The sequence below is a fragment of the Arsenophonus endosymbiont of Crataerina pallida genome, from assembly GCF_964020125.1.
Classification (GTDB): domain Bacteria; phylum Pseudomonadota; class Gammaproteobacteria; order Enterobacterales; family Enterobacteriaceae; genus Arsenophonus; species Arsenophonus nilaparvatae.
Map to the genome: position 1 here is coordinate 162,583 of NZ_OZ026540.1, position 15,672 is coordinate 178,254.

The window sequence follows — 15,672 nt, forward strand, 5'->3', positions numbered from 1 at the left end:
CGGGAGGCCATCATGCTGAAACTGAAACCCCTGTTACAACACCACAATCTGACCCAGGCGGCCCTGGCCCGTGCGCTTGACCTTTCCGAGGCGACACTGGCGCAGATAGTCAACCACCATCAGTGGCCAAAACAGGACATCGACGCGCTAAAACAACGTATCCGTGCCTGGCTGCGTGACCAGGGCATCGCGGCGGACGACTGCTTTGACGGGGTAACGTCCGGCGGCAAGGAAAAGCGCCCACTATTTAGCAATGAGGAAGACACCATGTTACTAAAAAAACAGGTATTACTGCCTGCCACCAAAAAGCATTTTGGGCTGTTTCGCGCTCCGTTTGATGACTATGCGGTGCAAAGTGCGGATGACGTTTTTTTAACCCCTGACAGCGGTTATGCCCGAGAAGCGTTGTACCAGACCGCGTTGTTTGGCGGCTTTATCGCCGTTATCGGTGAATCCGGCGCAGGTAAAAGCACCCTGCGTCGTGACCTGATTGACCGCATTAACAAAGAAAATAGCCCAGTGGTGGTGATTGAACCCTACGTGCTGGCGATGGAAGACAACGACCATCAGGGCAAGACCCTGAAAGCCGCCAGTCTCGCCGAGGCCATTGTCCATACGCTGGCCCCACTGGAAAAACTCAAACGCTCACCCGAAGCCCGTTTTCGCCAGTTACACAAGCTATTAAAAGACAGCAGTCGCACCGGTTACAGCCATGTACTGGTGATTGAAGAAGCGCACGCGCTGCCCATCCCGACATTAAAACATCTTAAACGCTTCTTTGAACTGGATGATGGTCATAAAAAGCTGCTGTCCATCGTTTTGCTCGGCCAGCCTGAACTGGGCGACAAGTTATCTGAACGGCTACTTGACGTCAGGGAGGTGGTGCAACGTTGTGAGGTCATTGACCTGCCGCCCCTGGATGCACACCTGGAGGATTTTCTTGCTTTCAAGTTCAAACGGATAGGCGCAGACCTAAACAAAATTATCACCCCAGAGGCAATCAAGGCGATACGCCAACGCCTGAGTTATCAGAGAGGGGGGCAAAGCGTCCCATCGCAACAGAGAACGACAGTGAGTCTGCTTTACCCCCTGGCTATCGGCAACCTGCTGACCGCCGCCATGAATCTGGCCGCGCAAAACGCCATTCCGGTTATCGACGCCAATATTATTCACAGTGTGCATTAAAGGAGGCTTCTATGCTCAACCCCGCCGTGACCATTAAAAACCCGTCAGCGATGACCTACCAGGTTATCCAGCAACAGTTCAGGCAATGCCTGTCGGTGATGGACAAACTCAGCCAGGAAGGCTTTATCGTCAGTCAGTTTACCGTTGATGGCTATAGCCGTCCGACCATTACCCTGCGGCATGACCGACGGTGTGATGCTTTACATCAAAAGGGCCATGCCGTGCGCTATGCCTTGGGTGCCGACCGTCAGGGCCGCTGGGAAAAATACCAGTTCCTGCAAGATAACTGCCGAATCACCTGGGAGGTACGTTAATCATGAAAACACGACCTGTCCGTATTACCGCACGACAATGGGTTTATCTGGCAAAAACCGTCGATATGCCGGAAAAGGAATATGAAACCTATTTATCGATTTGCGAAAACTGCCGTGATTTTAATGAACAGGATTGCTGTCTCGGTGACATTGCGGCCCGATATCGAATTAACGTATTTGAGCATATTCAACACACTGACGCCCTGGAAGACATTATTTTCGAGCGTGTTTAATTCCCGACGTTGTTAATGAAAAGGTAAAAAAGATGGCAAAGAAAATAACGCGGCTTAAAGCCGTGGCGGCTTCCTGCACCCCGCAAACCCGTGAGCAGGTGATAAACGATATTAAAAATCTGGGCGATATCCAGCGGGAAATGACCCGACTGGAGACGCAGATTAACGATGAAATTGCGCGGTTAACCCATCAACATGCGGCTGATATTGAAGCCATGAAAGCCCGCATCACCCTGTTGCAAAGAGGTATCCAGACCTGGTGCGAGGCCAACCGTGAAGAGCTTACCCAAAACGGCAAAACCAAAACCGCCAACCTGATAACCGGCGAGGTGTCATGGCGTAACCGCCCCCCGTCCGTTTCGCTAAAAGAGATGGACGATATCCTGCAGGCGCTGGAAGAAAACGGACAGACCGACTGCATTATTCGCAAAGCACAGCTTGATAAAAATGCCCTGCTAAAAAAACAGGACACTATCCAGAGACTGAATATTCCCGGCATTACGTTTCGCAATCAGCTTGAGGATTTCATTATTACGCCCTTCGGGCAGGAGGTGACCTCATGAGCTATCAGGAAATAAAACCTCTGCGCCGCCAAATTGAAAGGCACATAAACCGCGCCATGCATCACCTGCGGGCAGACCATTCTGCTGCCGCTTATTGTGAATTTCAAAATGCCTTCGAGATATTGGCCGAACTGATAGTCGCCTTAGGTAAGGAAAACACGTTATGACCATTACCTGCATCAGCTGCCATCAGGGAACAAACCACCTCAATCCCATCCAGGCAAACATCACTCAACAACCGGAAAGTGGTGAGTGGGGGATTGACCTCATCCTGGCCTGCCCCGATTGCGGGCAGCGATATGGTGTCTGGGTACTTAACTGGGATATTCATCCCTTAACGGGTACGAAGGTACATTCACCCTCGACGTCAACACCACCCCATCATCAAACGCACGAGGTAAATAAACCATGAACCTTGACCTTTGGTTAGTTTTTTTAGGCGGTGCCTTGCTCAGTGCCGTATTACCGGGTGCAGGCGCTATCCTCACCCTTAACCATGCCTTCCAGCGTGGATGGCGCAAGACGCTACCGCTTATTGCCGGCCAGGCGACCGCGTTAGCCTTGATGGTGCCCATTGTGGCACTGAGCACGGAAGCGTTGCGCGCTTCAGAAACAGCCTGGCTGCTGCTGAAAGGCATTAGCGTACTCTGGCTACTGTTTGCCGCATACCGAACCTGGCGTGCGCCAGTCATCATGGATGCCTACGATGTCGTCACATTGACCCGCGGCGCGCAACGGTTCTGCTGGGGTTTTCTGACCGACATCACCAACGCCAAAGTGCTCGCCTTCCTGCTTGCGACACTACCGCTCTTTCTTAATCCGGCCCATCCGTTAGGGCCACAAATTACCCTTATGACCCTGACGATGGTAATGGTCGATGCGCTGATGATGACGCTCTACGCGGTCATTGCCGCCCGCTTGCGGCCTTATTTTCAATCGCCCGAAACCCGCAAACAACAAAACCGCCTGTTTGCCGGTTTCCTGGTGTTGATTGCGTTCAGTCTTTGTTTTGTTGAACACCCGACCTTAATTCAGTGAAAGAGGATAAATTATCATGTGGATATTAATTTTAGCCCTATACGCCAGTCCCTATGCCGGTCATGCTTTTTCCACGCTGCATACACAGGAGTTTTATACGGCAAGCGCCTGTCAACAGGCCGCCAAGCAGTTCGCAGAAAAATTTGAAACCTTCAAAGATATCGACGCCAAGGCGATTTGTGTGAAGAAGTCATAGCGGAAAAGCCGCGCTTGAGGCATTCAATTGAATAATAACGATATTCATTTTATAATCCTTCAAAACCCGAAGGATTATTTTTTTATTCATGGCATAAGGAATCCTGACCCCGACCACAACGATAAAGGACGCCTCCGATGACCCGACAAAAATACCTGCAGTTAATCCATATTGCCGCCCACCACCTCAAACTGGATGACACGACTTACCGCCAGATGCTGCACAGGCTAACGGGGAAAACATCAGCAAAAGCCCTGAATATCGGTCAACTGGCGCAAGTGTTAAACGCCCTGAAGACACAAGGCTTTCGTATCCAACCGACTCAACCCACGACGAAAAAGCAGACCGACCGTCCGCAAATCCAGAAAATGCAGGCCCTGTGGCAGGCAATGGCCGATGAGGGCATTGTCCGGGATGCGTCAGCAAAAGCCCTGGCCCACTTTGTTAAACGGGAAACCGGCTGTGATTCGCCTTACTGGCTAGATAGCCAGCAGGCCAGCCAGGTTATCGAGCAACTCAAGCAGTGGCAAAAACGCGTGGTGAGGGCAACCTCATGCTAGAGCATACCTTTCGTAGCAAAGGGCCGGAGTTACTGGTTGAGCTGGCCGAACACACGGCCCAGACCGTCAGACAGATTATCGGTGTTGACCCCGCTGTTGCCAGTCAGATAGGCGATGCCGTCGCCAGCCAAATGATGCGGGTCTGGGGCGGGCAGAATGTCTATTTTCCGATGGGGCTGATGTGGAAAATAAACCAGCGCGACCGGGAGATATTTGCCGATTTCAACGGCCATAACCACCGTGCCCTGGCACGCAAGTACGAAGTCTCGCTACAGTGGATTTATTCCGTGATAAAACGGGTTAAAAAAGAAGAGCTGGCCCGCATCCAGGGCAATCTGTTTGAAGATGAAGATAAGCCGCCTCGATGACTGTTTCTTGTTTCACGCAGTGAAACGTCGGAGAGAAAAACATAACATATACACCAGATAGTGAGTATTGGGTTAATGCTAACCAGACAATAGAAGGATATTTCATATGCTCGATTCATCAGCTGATGGTTGGATCTCTTGTCAAAATCAACTTCCAGCTCCTGAACAATGGGTGCTAGTTTACTGTAGCTATGGGGATATGAAGGTCTGCTTTCTAAGCCAAAGAAGGGAGTGGGATGACGGTGATTTCTACAATGATGTCCATGGAGTTACTCACTGGATGCCGCTGCCACCTGTTCCACGAGAAAGCACTAATGAGCCCTGGCAACACGGGGCGAAGGAGGACTGAATGATAGATGCATCGCTGTTGGATCTGTCTTGGGCAACTCTGGTAACACTGGCCTCTGGCTACATCGGTTATTTTATTGCCAATGTCGGTCTGAAAGAACACCATAAACCCATTGATATTCTCTTCTCCACACTGATTTTTAGCCTGTTGCCGACAGCAATATACCACGTGACACTATGGTATGGCGTCAATGCTTACACGGCAACGTTATTGCCAGTGTTATTGGCATTGACCCTGGGTGCATCGTGGCGTAAATATGGGCGTAAACGGTTGTACGCGTTTCTCCGGAAGCATAATATCTCGTGGTCTGATGGTACCCACTCTGCCTGGCAACAAATGTTTGGCCTGACGGATTATCGGGTGACCGAATTATTTGTGGTACTAAAGGATGGTTCGGGCTTGCTGTCACGATTGCCTGGACGCTTCGAGGGACTTCCAAATGGGCCTTTTACACTGGGTAATAACGGCGATGTCATTCTCTATGTCACGCATAGAAGTTCGGCAAATAGCGATGAGTGGGTAGAGTATGGGGATGTTATTCATCAGGACTACGGCGCTCTTGCCACTTACATCCCTGCAGATCAAATTACCAGAATAGACATCAGGAAAAGAGAAGCAAAGCCATCATGCTCTTCTACCGACTGAACTGGATACGACTTCAAGCAGCAACATGATTTCAAGAATCGATTAATTTGAGTGATGATTCCTGTTTCACTATGTGTAACTTAATCACCCTGACTTGTCCCAGATAGATCCAGTTTGTCCCAGGTAGATCCACATTTATCGCACGTTTCCCGTTTAAATATCTCACGTCCTATCAAGAAGGATTAGGCCGTTTATTTGCTTTAGATAAGATGGCCGAAGGCCCCTTCCCTGAACATTATGAACCTTTTGAAACCCCGTTAGGAACTAATCCGTTACATCCAAATGTTATCTCTAATCCTGCTGCCCGCCTATTCAATGACGATCTTAATGCATTAGGAAACGCTGAAAAATTTCCTTATGTCGGCACAACTTATCGTTTAACTGAGCATTTTCACTTTTGGACCAAACATGCGCATTTAAATGCGGTTATTCAACCTGAGCAATTTGTTGAAATTGGTGAACGATTGGCAGAGAAAAAAGGTATCAAAGCAGGCGATGTGGTTAAGGTTAGTTCTAACCGTGGTTATATCAAAGCGAAAGCGGTGGTGACTAAGCGTATCCGTACCTTAAAAGTTGATGGTCGGGAAATTGATACAATTGGGATCCCAATTCATTGGGCATTTCAGGGACTGACGCGAAAAGGCTTTATTGCCAATACGCTAACGCCATTTGTTGGTGATGCCAATACTCAGACGCCTGAGTTTAAAGCATTCTTGGTTAATGTGGAAAAGGTGTAAGGAGGTAGATGATGGCTTCACAAGATATTATTCGCCGCTCTGCGACCAACTCGTTAACACCGGCTCCTCAAGTGTGCAGTGATAAAGAGGCAGTCGCAAAATTAATTGATGTCACCACATGTATTGGTTGTAAGGCGTGTCAGGTTGCCTGTTCCGAATGGAATGATATTCGTGATGAAATTGGTCATAACGTTGGGGTTTATGATAACCCGTTAGATTTGACGGCGAAATCATGGACGGTGATGCGCTTTGCTGAAGTTGAAGAGCAAGGGAGATTATAATGGCTGATCCGCAAAGATGGCTGCATGCATTGTGCTGATCCAGGCTGTTTGAAAGCTTGTCCTTCTGCGGGAGCGATTATTCAGTATGCCAATGGAATAGTCGATTTTGACTCAGAGCATTGTATTGGTTGTGGTTATTGCATTGCTGGTTGCCCTTTCAATATTCCCAGATTAAATAAAGAGGATAATCGGGTTTATAAATGCACCCTTTGTGTTGATCGGGTTGAAGTAGGTCAAGAGCCGGCTTGTGTAAAAACTTGCCCGACTGGTGCAATTCATTTTGGTAGTAAGAGCTCGATGAAACAACTTGCTGCTGAACGAGTTGAAGAGTTGAAAACCCGAGGTTATCAAAATGCCGCGCTTTATGATCCACAAGGTGTTGGTGGTACGCATGTTATGTATGTATTACACCACGGTGATAAGCCCGAGCTGTATCATGGCCTGCCAGATAATCCGACTATCAGCCCAACCGTCACCTTCTGGAAAGGTATTTGGAAACCGTTAGCTGCTGTAGGGTTTGCCGTTACCTTTGCTTCTGCATTTTTCCATTATCTGGCGGTGGGTCCAAATCGTGTTTCTGATGAAGATAATGCTGATAAATTGCCAAATAATGATGATCAAACATTAACAAAGAGCGATAAATTGGCGAGTAAAAAAAGAGGAGGATAGCTGATGATAAAAAAACCGAATGAAAAAATTATCCACCATTCTGCCAGTGAACGAATCAATCACTGGCTAGTGGTTATCTTTTTTTTATTTACGGCAATTAGTGGATTAGGTTTTTTCTTTCCATCGTTAAATTGGTTGATGAATATTTTAGGTACGCCACAACTCTCAAGAGTACTGCATCCATTTTTGGGTGCCATGATGTTTGTGCTGTTTGTTGGCATGTTTATTAGATATTTCAAACATAATTTTATTGATAAACAAGATATTATCTGGGCTAAAAATATTGATAAAATTTTAAAAAATGAGGAAGTCGGTGATGTTGGTCAATATAATTTAGGTCAAAAAGCGGTATTTTGGTTGGCAACAATTTGCCTGTTTTTACTTTTGATTAGCGGTATTATTATTTGGCGTCCTTATTTTGCTGACTATTTTCCCATCCCAATTATTCGTTTGGCATTGCTGCTTCATTCTGTTGCGGCGATTGGTTTAATAATGACGATTATTATTCATGTTTATGCCGCTATATGGGTAAAAGGCTCTATTCGAGCAATGGTTGAAGGATGGGTAACGCGGGCTTGGGCGAAAAAACATCACCCTCGTTGGTATCGTGAGATTGTTGAAAAAGAGAAGCCACAGCAAGAAAAGAGCAGCTAACAGCGTTTTTTTCGAGTAGTAATAACAGAGGCAGAATAATTACATTCTGCTTTTTTTATGTTATTTATCCGTTTATAGATCCCTGTTAGCTTTTGGTCTATTCTGAGATTTATTGGGCAATAATGGTAAAATAAATCATCAAAGAGAGCATATCTATGAGCATTAGGATTTTGCCTAAAGAAGAGATAGGTAAAAATGAACCAGCCAAAAAAGGCATCTGTCATATCCCGCCGGTTTTATTTCCAGATTTAAACAATCTATATCAATTCCGAGCTGAACGTTTCCAATCATTAGCGACGGCAGAAAATCCATTTAGTGAATATCTCATCTTTGCTTCCCATGTTACCCGCGCTCAGCAAAATGCGCTGTATGATAATCCTTTGATGATGGATATCACGGATATCCTGCAACAATCGATGATCGCCAATAAACCGCCATTAGATTGTAAAACTTTTATCCGCACTGACCATTGGCATAAATTATTTAATTCTTTAATTGCTGAACTGGCTCCTGTGGTACCCGAAGAAGTAAAGCCCGCATTAGAAAACTTAACCAAAGTTTCTATACATGAGTTGGAGTTGATGGCAACAGCGTTACTCAATGGTGAATTTAGCCAAGTATCACCAGAACAAGCATTGTTTATTTGGGCTGCCCTTTCCTTGTTTTGGGCACAAATGGCCAGTCAAATCCCGGGTAAAGCTACCGCCGAATATGGTGAGCATCGTCAATTTTGTCCGGTATGTGGCAGTATTCCGGTTTCTAGTGTGGTGCAAATAGGGATATCAAGGGCTGCGTTATTTACATTGTAATTTATGTGAAACTGAATGGCATGTTGTGCGGGTAAAATGTAGTAATTGCGAACAAACAAAAGAATTAGATTATTGGTGCCTAGCTAGTGAATATGCGGCGGTTAAGGCTGAAAGTTGTGGTGATTGTGGCAGTTATTTAAAAATTCTCTATCAGGAGCGAGATACCAAGGTTGACGCAGTTGCTGATGATCTGGCTTCCCTGATCCTGGACGCTAAATTGGAAGAAGAGGGGTTTGCGCGTAGCAGTATTAATCCATTTTTATTTCCTTGCGAATAATTTAAGGTATCAATCGCTTATGTCCAAAGATGTTACTTCATTATATCGTCAGTTACCCGCCATCGATTATTTACTGAATGAAGCGCCGGTTTTATCGTTGATAGAAGGTTATGGTCGAACTCAAGTAACAAAGATATTACGCAATATGCAGCAGCATGCACGTGAACAAATAAAACAGCAGCAATGTTTACCTGTGTGGCAAAGTGACTGGATTGGTGCGCTTACTTATCAACTCCAACGGCAAGAAAATTGTGCCTTACGGCCAGTTTTTAATTTAACCGGCACGGTGTTACATACTAATTTGGGGCGTGCGTTAATGGCAGAAGAAGCGATTGAAGCGGTTGCTCAAGTGATGCGTTATCCAGTGACCTTAGAATATACGCTTAATGACGCAGCGCGTGGACATCGTGATCGAATATTAGCTGATTTACTCTGTGAACTAACGGGTGCTGAAGATGCTTGTATTGTCAATAATAATGCTGCTGCAGTGTTATTAATGTTAGCAACTATCGCGGCGGGACGGCAGGTTATTGTATCGCGAGGAGAATTGGTCGAAATTGGCGGAGCATTTCGCCTGCCAGAGGTAATGAAACAGGCTGCCTGTCAGCTGGTAGAGGTAGGAACAACCAATCGAACTTATCTCCAAGATTATCAGCGTGCAATAAATGAAGAGACTGGTTTGTTAATGAAAGTTCATACCAGTAATTACCGTATCTTAGGTTTTACCGCCGAGGTTGAAGGCCATCAGTTAGCTCAGCTTGGTGCTAAATATAATATTGCTACTGCAATTGATTTAGGTAGTGGTGCGCTAATTGATATGAGCCAATATGGCTTACCGGCTGAGCCGATGCCACAACAATATCTGGCTCAAGGAATTGATCTGGTGTCAATTTCAGGCGATAAATTACTTGGTGGCCCGCAGGCGGGTATTATTCTAGGCAAAAAAAGTTGGATAGAGGCTATTCAACAACATCCGTTAAAACGCGCGTTACGAGCGGATAAAATGACGTTAGCCGCCCTGGAAGCTACATTAAGACTCTATCAGCATGGCGAAAAAGTGACAACTTCGTTACCCACCCTTAACTTTCTGTCACGACAGCAACAGGAAATTCGCCAGCTAGCGCAGCGGCTTATTGAACCGATAAAGCGCCATTATAGTGGTCAATTCAGGGTTAAAGATGAAGCCTGTTTTTCGCAGATTGGTAGTGGTTCACTACCCAATGAACGATTGGCTAGTTGGGCAATAACATTTACGCCTAAAGATAATAAAAGTAATCAGTTACTATCACTGGCTCGCCAATGGCGACAATTAGTTACTCCTGTTATTGGTAGGATTTCAGCTGGACGCTTATGGCTAGACTTACGCTGTCTAGATGATGAGGCTAAGTTATTACAGGTTTTATTAAAACAATGATTTTTGCCACCGCCGGTCATGTTGACCATGGAAAAACTGCCTTGATTCAGGCAGTGACAGGGATCAATACGCTGCATTTACCGGAAGAAAAAAAACGCGGCATGACAATTGATCTTGGCTTTGCGTATTGGCCACAAGCAGATGGTCGCTCGATTGGTTTTATTGATGTTCCCGGTCATGAAAAATTTCTAGCTAATATGTTAGCTGGTATTGGCGGCATATCCCATATATTGCTAATTGTTGCTTGTGATGATGGCATTATGACTCAAACCAAAGAGCACTTGGCTATTTTGCGTCTCATTGGCTGCCCGCAAATAACGACCATATTAACTAAAGCTGATCGCGTCTCGGTTGAACGGATCCAAACGGTACAAACCGAAATCTCACAATTATTGACAGAGTATGGCTGGCCTCAGTCACTCTGTTTTGTCACTTCTACCTTAACAGGAGAAGGCATTCCTTTATTACGATCACATTTGCAAATGTTACATGGTCAAGTTGGCCAGCATGCCAAACTTGGTCATCGATTTCGTTTGGCGATCGATCGGGTGTTTAATGTTAAAGGTACAGGTTTAGTCGTCACTGGAACGGCTTTGTCCGGCCAAGTCTCTGTTGGTGATACTCTATGGTTAACTGGAATAAATAAGCAAGTCAAAATTCGGCGATTGCATGCGCAAAACCAGCTGGTTTCACAGGCACAAGCCGGTGATCGGATCGCTTTAAATCTGACGGGTGATATTAGCAAAAAACAGATTTCTCGTGGTGATTGGTTGTTAAGTGAACAACCGGCGTTTGCGGTTAATAAAGTTCTGGTTGAAGTTGAAACGAATGAATGTTTAAAAAATTGGCAGCCGTTACATCTCTATCATGCCGCTAGTCATGTGACCGGACGTATCGCTTTATTAACCAGCCACCAGATAAACCATTACTGGCTGAGTTGTCGTTGGATACTCCTTTATGGTTGGTAGATAATGATCGATTAATCTTGCGTGATATTAGTGCGCAGCGAACTTTGGCCGGTGCGCGAGTGGTTAAACTTCATTCGCCGCGCCGCGGTAAACGGCAAGCCGAATTCCTATCGTGGTTATCGCAGTTGGCTAATACCACTGGCGATAAGGAAAATTTGGCTTTTCAGTTGCCAACCGGCGAATTATCACTTAGGGATTATGGTTGGGCACGTCAACTTACTCATTCCTCATTACAAGCGTTAGTTTCGCAATTTGATGTGCTGATAGTTAACGATATTGCATTTTCTCAAACTAATGTTCAGCAGACTAAACAGCATTTGATGCAAATATTGGCCGATTATCATCAACATCATGCTGATCAGCTAGGAGTGGGCCGTGCCCGCTTAAAACGGATGGCATTACCTGGGTTGAATGATGAACTGGTGTTTAGCCTACTGCGTCAACTGGTTGATGAAAAAAAGCTGATGCAAACCAATGGTTGGCTCCATTTAGCTGAACATAGTTTGGTGTTTGACCAACAACAGGCGCAATTATGGCAAAAATTAGAACCCTATTTTGTGGCAAACCAGCCTTGGTGGGTACGAGAATTGGCAGTAAAAATTCAACAAGATGAAGCCATCATTCGCCATTTGTTGCGAAAAGTGGCAAAGTTGGGTTTAATTACGGCGATTGTGCCGGATCGTTATTACCATAATCTACAAATTCAACAATTTGCTGCCATTATTCGACACTATAACCATCTAGAGGGAGCCATTACGGTGGCCAATTTTCGTGATGAGTTAGCAATAGGACGAAAATTAGAGGTTCAAATTTTGGAATTTTTTGATCGAAGCGGTTTTACCCGACGTAAATTTAATGCGCATATTTTAAGAGATCAGGGATTGTTTGAATAAATTATTTTTCGTTATTTTTAAGTTGATCGATTTGAGCAGCAGATAAATTTATTAAAATATTAAGCATTTAGCATAATTTTTTATAGTCGCAATATATTCATTTTTCCTTTTATTGATTGAAATTTCTTGCTTTATGGAGTCAGCCATGAGAGCGATTGTTTTTACTGATCCTACCCTACCACTTAGCGATATACATTCACTTTATGAAATCGAGCTAGCAAAGCCCCAACCTCAGCCGCGTGATCTGTTGGTTAAAATTGCTGCTATTGCGGTCAATCCGGTGGATACAAAAATGCGCCAGCGTGAAACACCCAAAGCACCAGGTATTTTAGGTTGGGATGCTTGTGGAGTGGTGGAGTCGGTTGGTAGTGAAGTTACGTTATTTAAACCAGGCGATTGGGTTTATTATGCCGGCTCTATCGATTGGCCAGGATGCTATGCCGAATATGGACTGGTGGATGAGCGGATTGCCGGGCATAAACCAACAGCGTTAACTGCCGTTCAGGCAGCAACTTTGCCATTGACCTCAATTACCGCTTGGGAGCTGCTATTTGACCGACTAGAGGTTGCGGAGAATGGTGCTGCTGGTAAATCGATATTGATTATTGGTGCCGCCGGTGGTGTGGGTTCAATACTGATCCAATTAGCGCGTAAACTGACTAAGTTGCAAGTTTTCGCTACCGCTTCACGGCCGGAAACACAGCAATGGGTCAGTGAGTTAGGGGCGCATGCGGTTATTGATCATAAAAAACCGTTTAGCCAGCAGCTTGCTGCATTAGGCATTCAGCATGTCGACTATGTGGCTTCATTAACCCACAGTGATGACTATTATCAGCAGGTATTAGATATTCTTATTCCACAAGGAAAACTGGCATTAATCGACGATCCTAAAACCTTTGATATTATGCCAATGAAACGTAAAGCCCTTTCATTGCATTGGGAGTTTATGTTTACGCGTCCTGTTTTTCAGACTGAAGATATGATCAAACAACATCAATTATTGCAACGGGTGGCAGGATTGATTGATCAGGGGATTTTAAAAACCACCATCAGTGAAGAAGTTGGTAAAATCAGTGCTGAAAATTTGCGATTTGCCCATCAAATGATAGAAAGTGGCAAAGTAAAGGGCAAGCTAGTATTGGCTGGTTTTTAATTTAATGATTAGGGTTTTGATCTAATTTTCGAGGTGCTTAATTTGCACTTCTTTTTATTATTGACTAATTGTATATGTTGGCGAAGGAAATAAGTGCCGGATGCGCTTTTGTATTACACAAAAGATAAATATTTTTCATTTCTCTATAGAACCTAAAAATAGCTATGAAATATTTAATAACAGGATGTGCCGGTTTTATTGGATTTACGTTATGTCAGCGTTTATTACAACATGGTCATGATGTTGTTGGGTTGGATAATCTTAATCATTACTATGATCCTGGTTTAAAAAAAGCCCGCCTTGAGCGCTTAACAATTTATTCGCAATTTCAGTTTTTGCGGCTGGATATTATTGAGCGGGAAAAGGTAATTGAAGTGATTACCTTAGGTAAATTTGATAGAGTGATCCATCTGGCTGCGCAAGCGGGTGTCCGCTACTCTTTAAAGGATCCTTTCGCTTATGTAGATAGTAATTTAACCGGTTTTCTGTCGATATTGGAAGGTTGTTATTATGGTCAAATCCCTCATTTGATTTATGCTTCTTCCAGCTCGGTATATGGTACCAATAATCAATTTCCTTGTTCTACCAATATGTCCGTTGATCATCCCATCTCCCTCTATGCTGCCACCAAAAGAGCTAATGAGTTAATGGCGAATGCTTACTCTCATCTGTATAATTTGCCGACCACTGGGTTACGTTTTTTTACCGTTTATGGTCCTTGGGGCCGGCCAGATATGGCATTATTTAAATTTACTAAAGCTATTTTGGAGATGAAATCGATAGATGTATATAATAATGGCGATCTGAGCCGCGACTTTACTTTTGTTGAAGATATTGTTGAAGGAATATTATCGATTGCTGATATTATTCCGCCAAAAAAGAGCGATAAATCTTTAACGGCTAGCAGTGATGCGCCTTATCGTATTTATAATATTGGTAATGGTCAGCCAATAAAATTATTGCATTTTATTTCTGCTCTCGAGCAGGCATTAGGACAAAAAGCCATTAAAAATATGCTGCCGATGCAAGCCGGTGATATCCATACCACCTGGGCTGATACCAAAGATTTGTTTTCGTTAACCGGTTATCGGCCACAGATTTCGATTAAAGAAGGGGTAAAGGCGTTTGTTGACTGGTATCGGACTTATTATCACGTTTAGCCTGGATCCTAAATATTTGAGAGGTTAGTTTTGAAAATTGCTATTGCAGGAACAGGTTATGTTGGCCTGTCGAATGCGATGTTGTTAGCGCAACATCATGAGGTGGTTGCGTTAGATATTATTGCTGAAAAAGTAACAATGCTGAATAACCAGCAATCCCCGATAGTGGATAAAGAAATTGAAGCGTTCCTGACAGAAAAAAAATTGAACTTTAAAGCAACGACGGATAAACAACAGGCTTACCAGGGGGCAGATTATGTGATTGTTGCTACCCCGACTGATTATGATGCCAAAACTAATTATTTTAATACTTCTTCTGTAGAAGCGGTGATTGATGATGTAAACCAGATTAATCCAGCCGCTACCATTGTTATTAAGTCAACCATCCCGGTGGGGTTTGTCGCCCGCTTGCAACAAGAGAAAGGGTATAAAAATATCATTTTTTCACCGGAGTTTTTACGTGAAGGCAGAGCGCTATATGACAATCTTTATCCTTCTCGTATTGTGGTGGGTGAACGTTCCGAACGTGCCAAGATTTTTGCCGATTTATTATTAGAAGGTGCACTGAAAAAAGATGTCCCAGTGCTATTTACTGATGCCACCGAAGCGGAAGCGATAAAATTATTTGCCAATACTTATCTGGCGATGCGAGTGGCCTATTTTAATGAGTTAGATACTTACGCACATAGCCGCGGATTGGATAGTCGTCAGATTATTGAGGGTGTTTCACTTGATCCGCGGATTGGCAGCCACTATAACAACCCCTCTTTTGGTTATGGTGGTTATTGCTTACCAAAAGATACCAAGCAGTTGCTGGCTAATTATGATGATGTACCAAATAATTTGATTAATGCGATCGTAGAATCGAATCGAACGCGTAAAGATTACATTGCCGAAAGGATTATTAGTCAAAATCCGCAAAAAGTAGGCGTTTACCGGTTAGTGATGAAAGCTGGTTCGGATAATTTCCGCGCATCGGCAGTACAAGGTGTGATGAAACGGATCAAAGCAAAGGGAATCGAAGTAGTGGTTTATGAGCCGGTTTTACAACAAAGCGAGTTTTTTCACTCCAAAGTAATTACCGATTTGGCCGATTTCAAAGCCCAGTGCGATATTATTTTGGCCAATCGATTGGTGCCGGAACTGGAAGATGTAAAACAGAAAGTTTATACCCGCGATCTATTTGGTCACGATTGATAATTAGCC

Annotated in this window: 16 protein-coding genes and 4 pseudogenes; all 20 read left to right on the plus strand. The window is 44.4% G+C overall.

The annotated features are described in order from the left end of the window. The first annotated feature begins 12 nt into the window (after window positions 1–12). The 20 genes and pseudogenes from AACL31_RS00920 to AACL31_RS01010 all read left to right on the plus strand — a co-directional run bounded on the left by AACL31_RS00920 (window position 13) and on the right by AACL31_RS01010 (window position 15,663). Window positions 13–1,185, plus strand: a complete 1,173-nt coding sequence (locus AACL31_RS00920; RefSeq protein ID WP_310511805.1) for an ExeA family protein — start codon at window positions 13–15, stop codon at window positions 1,183–1,185. 11 nt (window positions 1,186–1,196) lie between these two features. After that, entirely contained in the window at window positions 1,197–1,499 is a 303-nt protein-coding gene (locus tag AACL31_RS00925) for a hypothetical protein (RefSeq protein ID WP_310511806.1), read from the plus strand. Between the two features lie 2 nt (window positions 1,500–1,501). Continuing rightward, the gene (locus AACL31_RS00930) at window positions 1,502–1,732 is read left to right on the plus strand and encodes a hypothetical protein (RefSeq protein WP_310511807.1); all 231 of its coding nucleotides are present in this window, start codon (window positions 1,502–1,504) and stop codon (window positions 1,730–1,732) included. 32 nt (window positions 1,733–1,764) lie between these two features. Continuing rightward, complete coding sequence (locus AACL31_RS00935) at window positions 1,765–2,295, plus strand: host-nuclease inhibitor Gam family protein (RefSeq protein ID WP_310511808.1); 531 nt, start codon at window positions 1,765–1,767, stop codon at window positions 2,293–2,295. Further along, complete coding sequence (locus AACL31_RS00940; RefSeq protein WP_310511809.1) at window positions 2,292–2,462, plus strand: hypothetical protein; 171 nt, start codon at window positions 2,292–2,294, stop codon at window positions 2,460–2,462. Before AACL31_RS00935 ends, AACL31_RS00940 begins: the two co-directional genes overlap by 4 nt. 241 nt (window positions 2,463–2,703) lie before the next feature. Next, window positions 2,704–3,333, plus strand: coding sequence for a LysE family translocator (locus AACL31_RS00945; RefSeq protein ID WP_310511810.1), 630 nt, complete (start codon window positions 2,704–2,706; stop codon window positions 3,331–3,333). 16 nt (window positions 3,334–3,349) lie between these two features. After that, a complete protein-coding gene (locus AACL31_RS00950) occupies window positions 3,350–3,529 on the plus strand; it encodes a hypothetical protein (protein WP_310511811.1) in 180 nt (59 codons plus the stop codon). A 137-nt stretch (window positions 3,530–3,666) separates the two neighbouring features. After that, window positions 3,667–4,089 (plus strand): regulatory protein GemA, encoded by a 423-nt coding sequence (locus AACL31_RS00955; protein ID WP_310511812.1) that lies wholly within the window; start codon window positions 3,667–3,669, stop codon window positions 4,087–4,089. After that, complete coding sequence (locus AACL31_RS00960; RefSeq protein WP_310511813.1) at window positions 4,083–4,457, plus strand: Mor transcription activator family protein; 375 nt, start codon at window positions 4,083–4,085, stop codon at window positions 4,455–4,457. Before AACL31_RS00955 ends, AACL31_RS00960 begins: the two co-directional genes overlap by 7 nt. A gap of 106 nt (window positions 4,458–4,563) precedes the next feature. Further along, window positions 4,564–4,806: a DUF551 domain-containing protein gene (locus tag AACL31_RS20850; protein WP_366212747.1), complete on the plus strand. Its 243-nt coding sequence runs from the start codon at window positions 4,564–4,566 to the stop codon at window positions 4,804–4,806. Further along, on the plus strand, window positions 4,807–5,451 hold the full coding sequence (locus AACL31_RS00965; protein ID WP_310511814.1) for a hypothetical protein: 645 nt from the start codon (window positions 4,807–4,809) through the stop codon (window positions 5,449–5,451). Between the two features lie 173 nt (window positions 5,452–5,624). Further along, a pseudogene (locus AACL31_RS00970) lies at window positions 5,625–6,188 on the plus strand (molybdopterin dinucleotide binding domain-containing protein); the annotation flags it as partial. Between the two features lie 11 nt (window positions 6,189–6,199). Then, window positions 6,200–7,138: pseudogene (fdxH, locus tag AACL31_RS00975) on the plus strand (formate dehydrogenase subunit beta). 3 nt (window positions 7,139–7,141) lie between these two features. After that, a complete protein-coding gene (fdoI, locus tag AACL31_RS00980; RefSeq protein WP_310511815.1) occupies window positions 7,142–7,792 on the plus strand; it encodes a formate dehydrogenase cytochrome b556 subunit in 651 nt (216 codons plus the stop codon). 155 nt (window positions 7,793–7,947) lie between these two features. Further along, a pseudogene (gene fdhE / locus AACL31_RS00985) lies at window positions 7,948–8,878 on the plus strand (formate dehydrogenase accessory protein FdhE). Between the two features lie 19 nt (window positions 8,879–8,897). Beyond that, window positions 8,898–10,292, plus strand: coding sequence for an L-seryl-tRNA(Sec) selenium transferase (gene selA, locus AACL31_RS00990; protein WP_310511816.1), 1,395 nt, complete (start codon window positions 8,898–8,900; stop codon window positions 10,290–10,292). Further along, window positions 10,289–12,153, plus strand: a pseudogene (gene selB / locus AACL31_RS00995) (selenocysteine-specific translation elongation factor). Before selA ends, selB begins: the two are co-directional and overlap by 4 nt. A 145-nt stretch (window positions 12,154–12,298) precedes the next feature. Further along, window positions 12,299–13,306, plus strand: a complete 1,008-nt coding sequence (locus tag AACL31_RS01000) for a zinc-binding alcohol dehydrogenase family protein (RefSeq protein WP_310511817.1) — start codon at window positions 12,299–12,301, stop codon at window positions 13,304–13,306. Window positions 13,307–13,470: 164 nt separating this feature from the next. Further along, window positions 13,471–14,466, plus strand: a complete 996-nt coding sequence (locus AACL31_RS01005; protein ID WP_310511818.1) for an NAD-dependent epimerase — start codon at window positions 13,471–13,473, stop codon at window positions 14,464–14,466. Between the two features lie 30 nt (window positions 14,467–14,496). Continuing rightward, window positions 14,497–15,663, plus strand: a complete 1,167-nt coding sequence (locus AACL31_RS01010; RefSeq protein WP_339053669.1) for a nucleotide sugar dehydrogenase — start codon at window positions 14,497–14,499, stop codon at window positions 15,661–15,663. Window positions 15,664–15,672 lie beyond the last annotated feature (9 nt).

Coding starts and splice junctions, on each gene's coding strand:
- AACL31_RS01000 (WP_310511817.1), top strand. CDS start 12,299: ATGAGAGCGATTGTTTTTACTGATCCTACCCTACCACTTAGCGATATA.
- AACL31_RS20850 (WP_366212747.1), top strand. CDS start 4,564: ATGCTCGATTCATCAGCTGATGGTTGGATCTCTTGTCAAAATCAACTT.
- selA (WP_310511816.1), top strand. CDS start 8,898: ATGTCCAAAGATGTTACTTCATTATATCGTCAGTTACCCGCCATCGAT.
- AACL31_RS00935 (WP_310511808.1), top strand. CDS start 1,765: ATGGCAAAGAAAATAACGCGGCTTAAAGCCGTGGCGGCTTCCTGCACC.
- AACL31_RS00950 (WP_310511811.1), top strand. CDS start 3,350: ATGTGGATATTAATTTTAGCCCTATACGCCAGTCCCTATGCCGGTCAT.
- AACL31_RS01005 (WP_310511818.1), top strand. CDS start 13,471: ATGAAATATTTAATAACAGGATGTGCCGGTTTTATTGGATTTACGTTA.
- AACL31_RS00920 (WP_310511805.1), top strand. CDS start 13: ATGCTGAAACTGAAACCCCTGTTACAACACCACAATCTGACCCAGGCG.
- AACL31_RS00960 (WP_310511813.1), top strand. CDS start 4,083: ATGCTAGAGCATACCTTTCGTAGCAAAGGGCCGGAGTTACTGGTTGAG.
- AACL31_RS00940 (WP_310511809.1), top strand. CDS start 2,292: ATGAGCTATCAGGAAATAAAACCTCTGCGCCGCCAAATTGAAAGGCAC.
- AACL31_RS00965 (WP_310511814.1), top strand. CDS start 4,807: ATGATAGATGCATCGCTGTTGGATCTGTCTTGGGCAACTCTGGTAACA.
- AACL31_RS00945 (WP_310511810.1), top strand. CDS start 2,704: ATGAACCTTGACCTTTGGTTAGTTTTTTTAGGCGGTGCCTTGCTCAGT.
- fdoI (WP_310511815.1), top strand. CDS start 7,142: ATGATAAAAAAACCGAATGAAAAAATTATCCACCATTCTGCCAGTGAA.
- AACL31_RS00930 (WP_310511807.1), top strand. CDS start 1,502: ATGAAAACACGACCTGTCCGTATTACCGCACGACAATGGGTTTATCTG.
- AACL31_RS00925 (WP_310511806.1), top strand. CDS start 1,197: ATGCTCAACCCCGCCGTGACCATTAAAAACCCGTCAGCGATGACCTAC.
- AACL31_RS00955 (WP_310511812.1), top strand. CDS start 3,667: ATGACCCGACAAAAATACCTGCAGTTAATCCATATTGCCGCCCACCAC.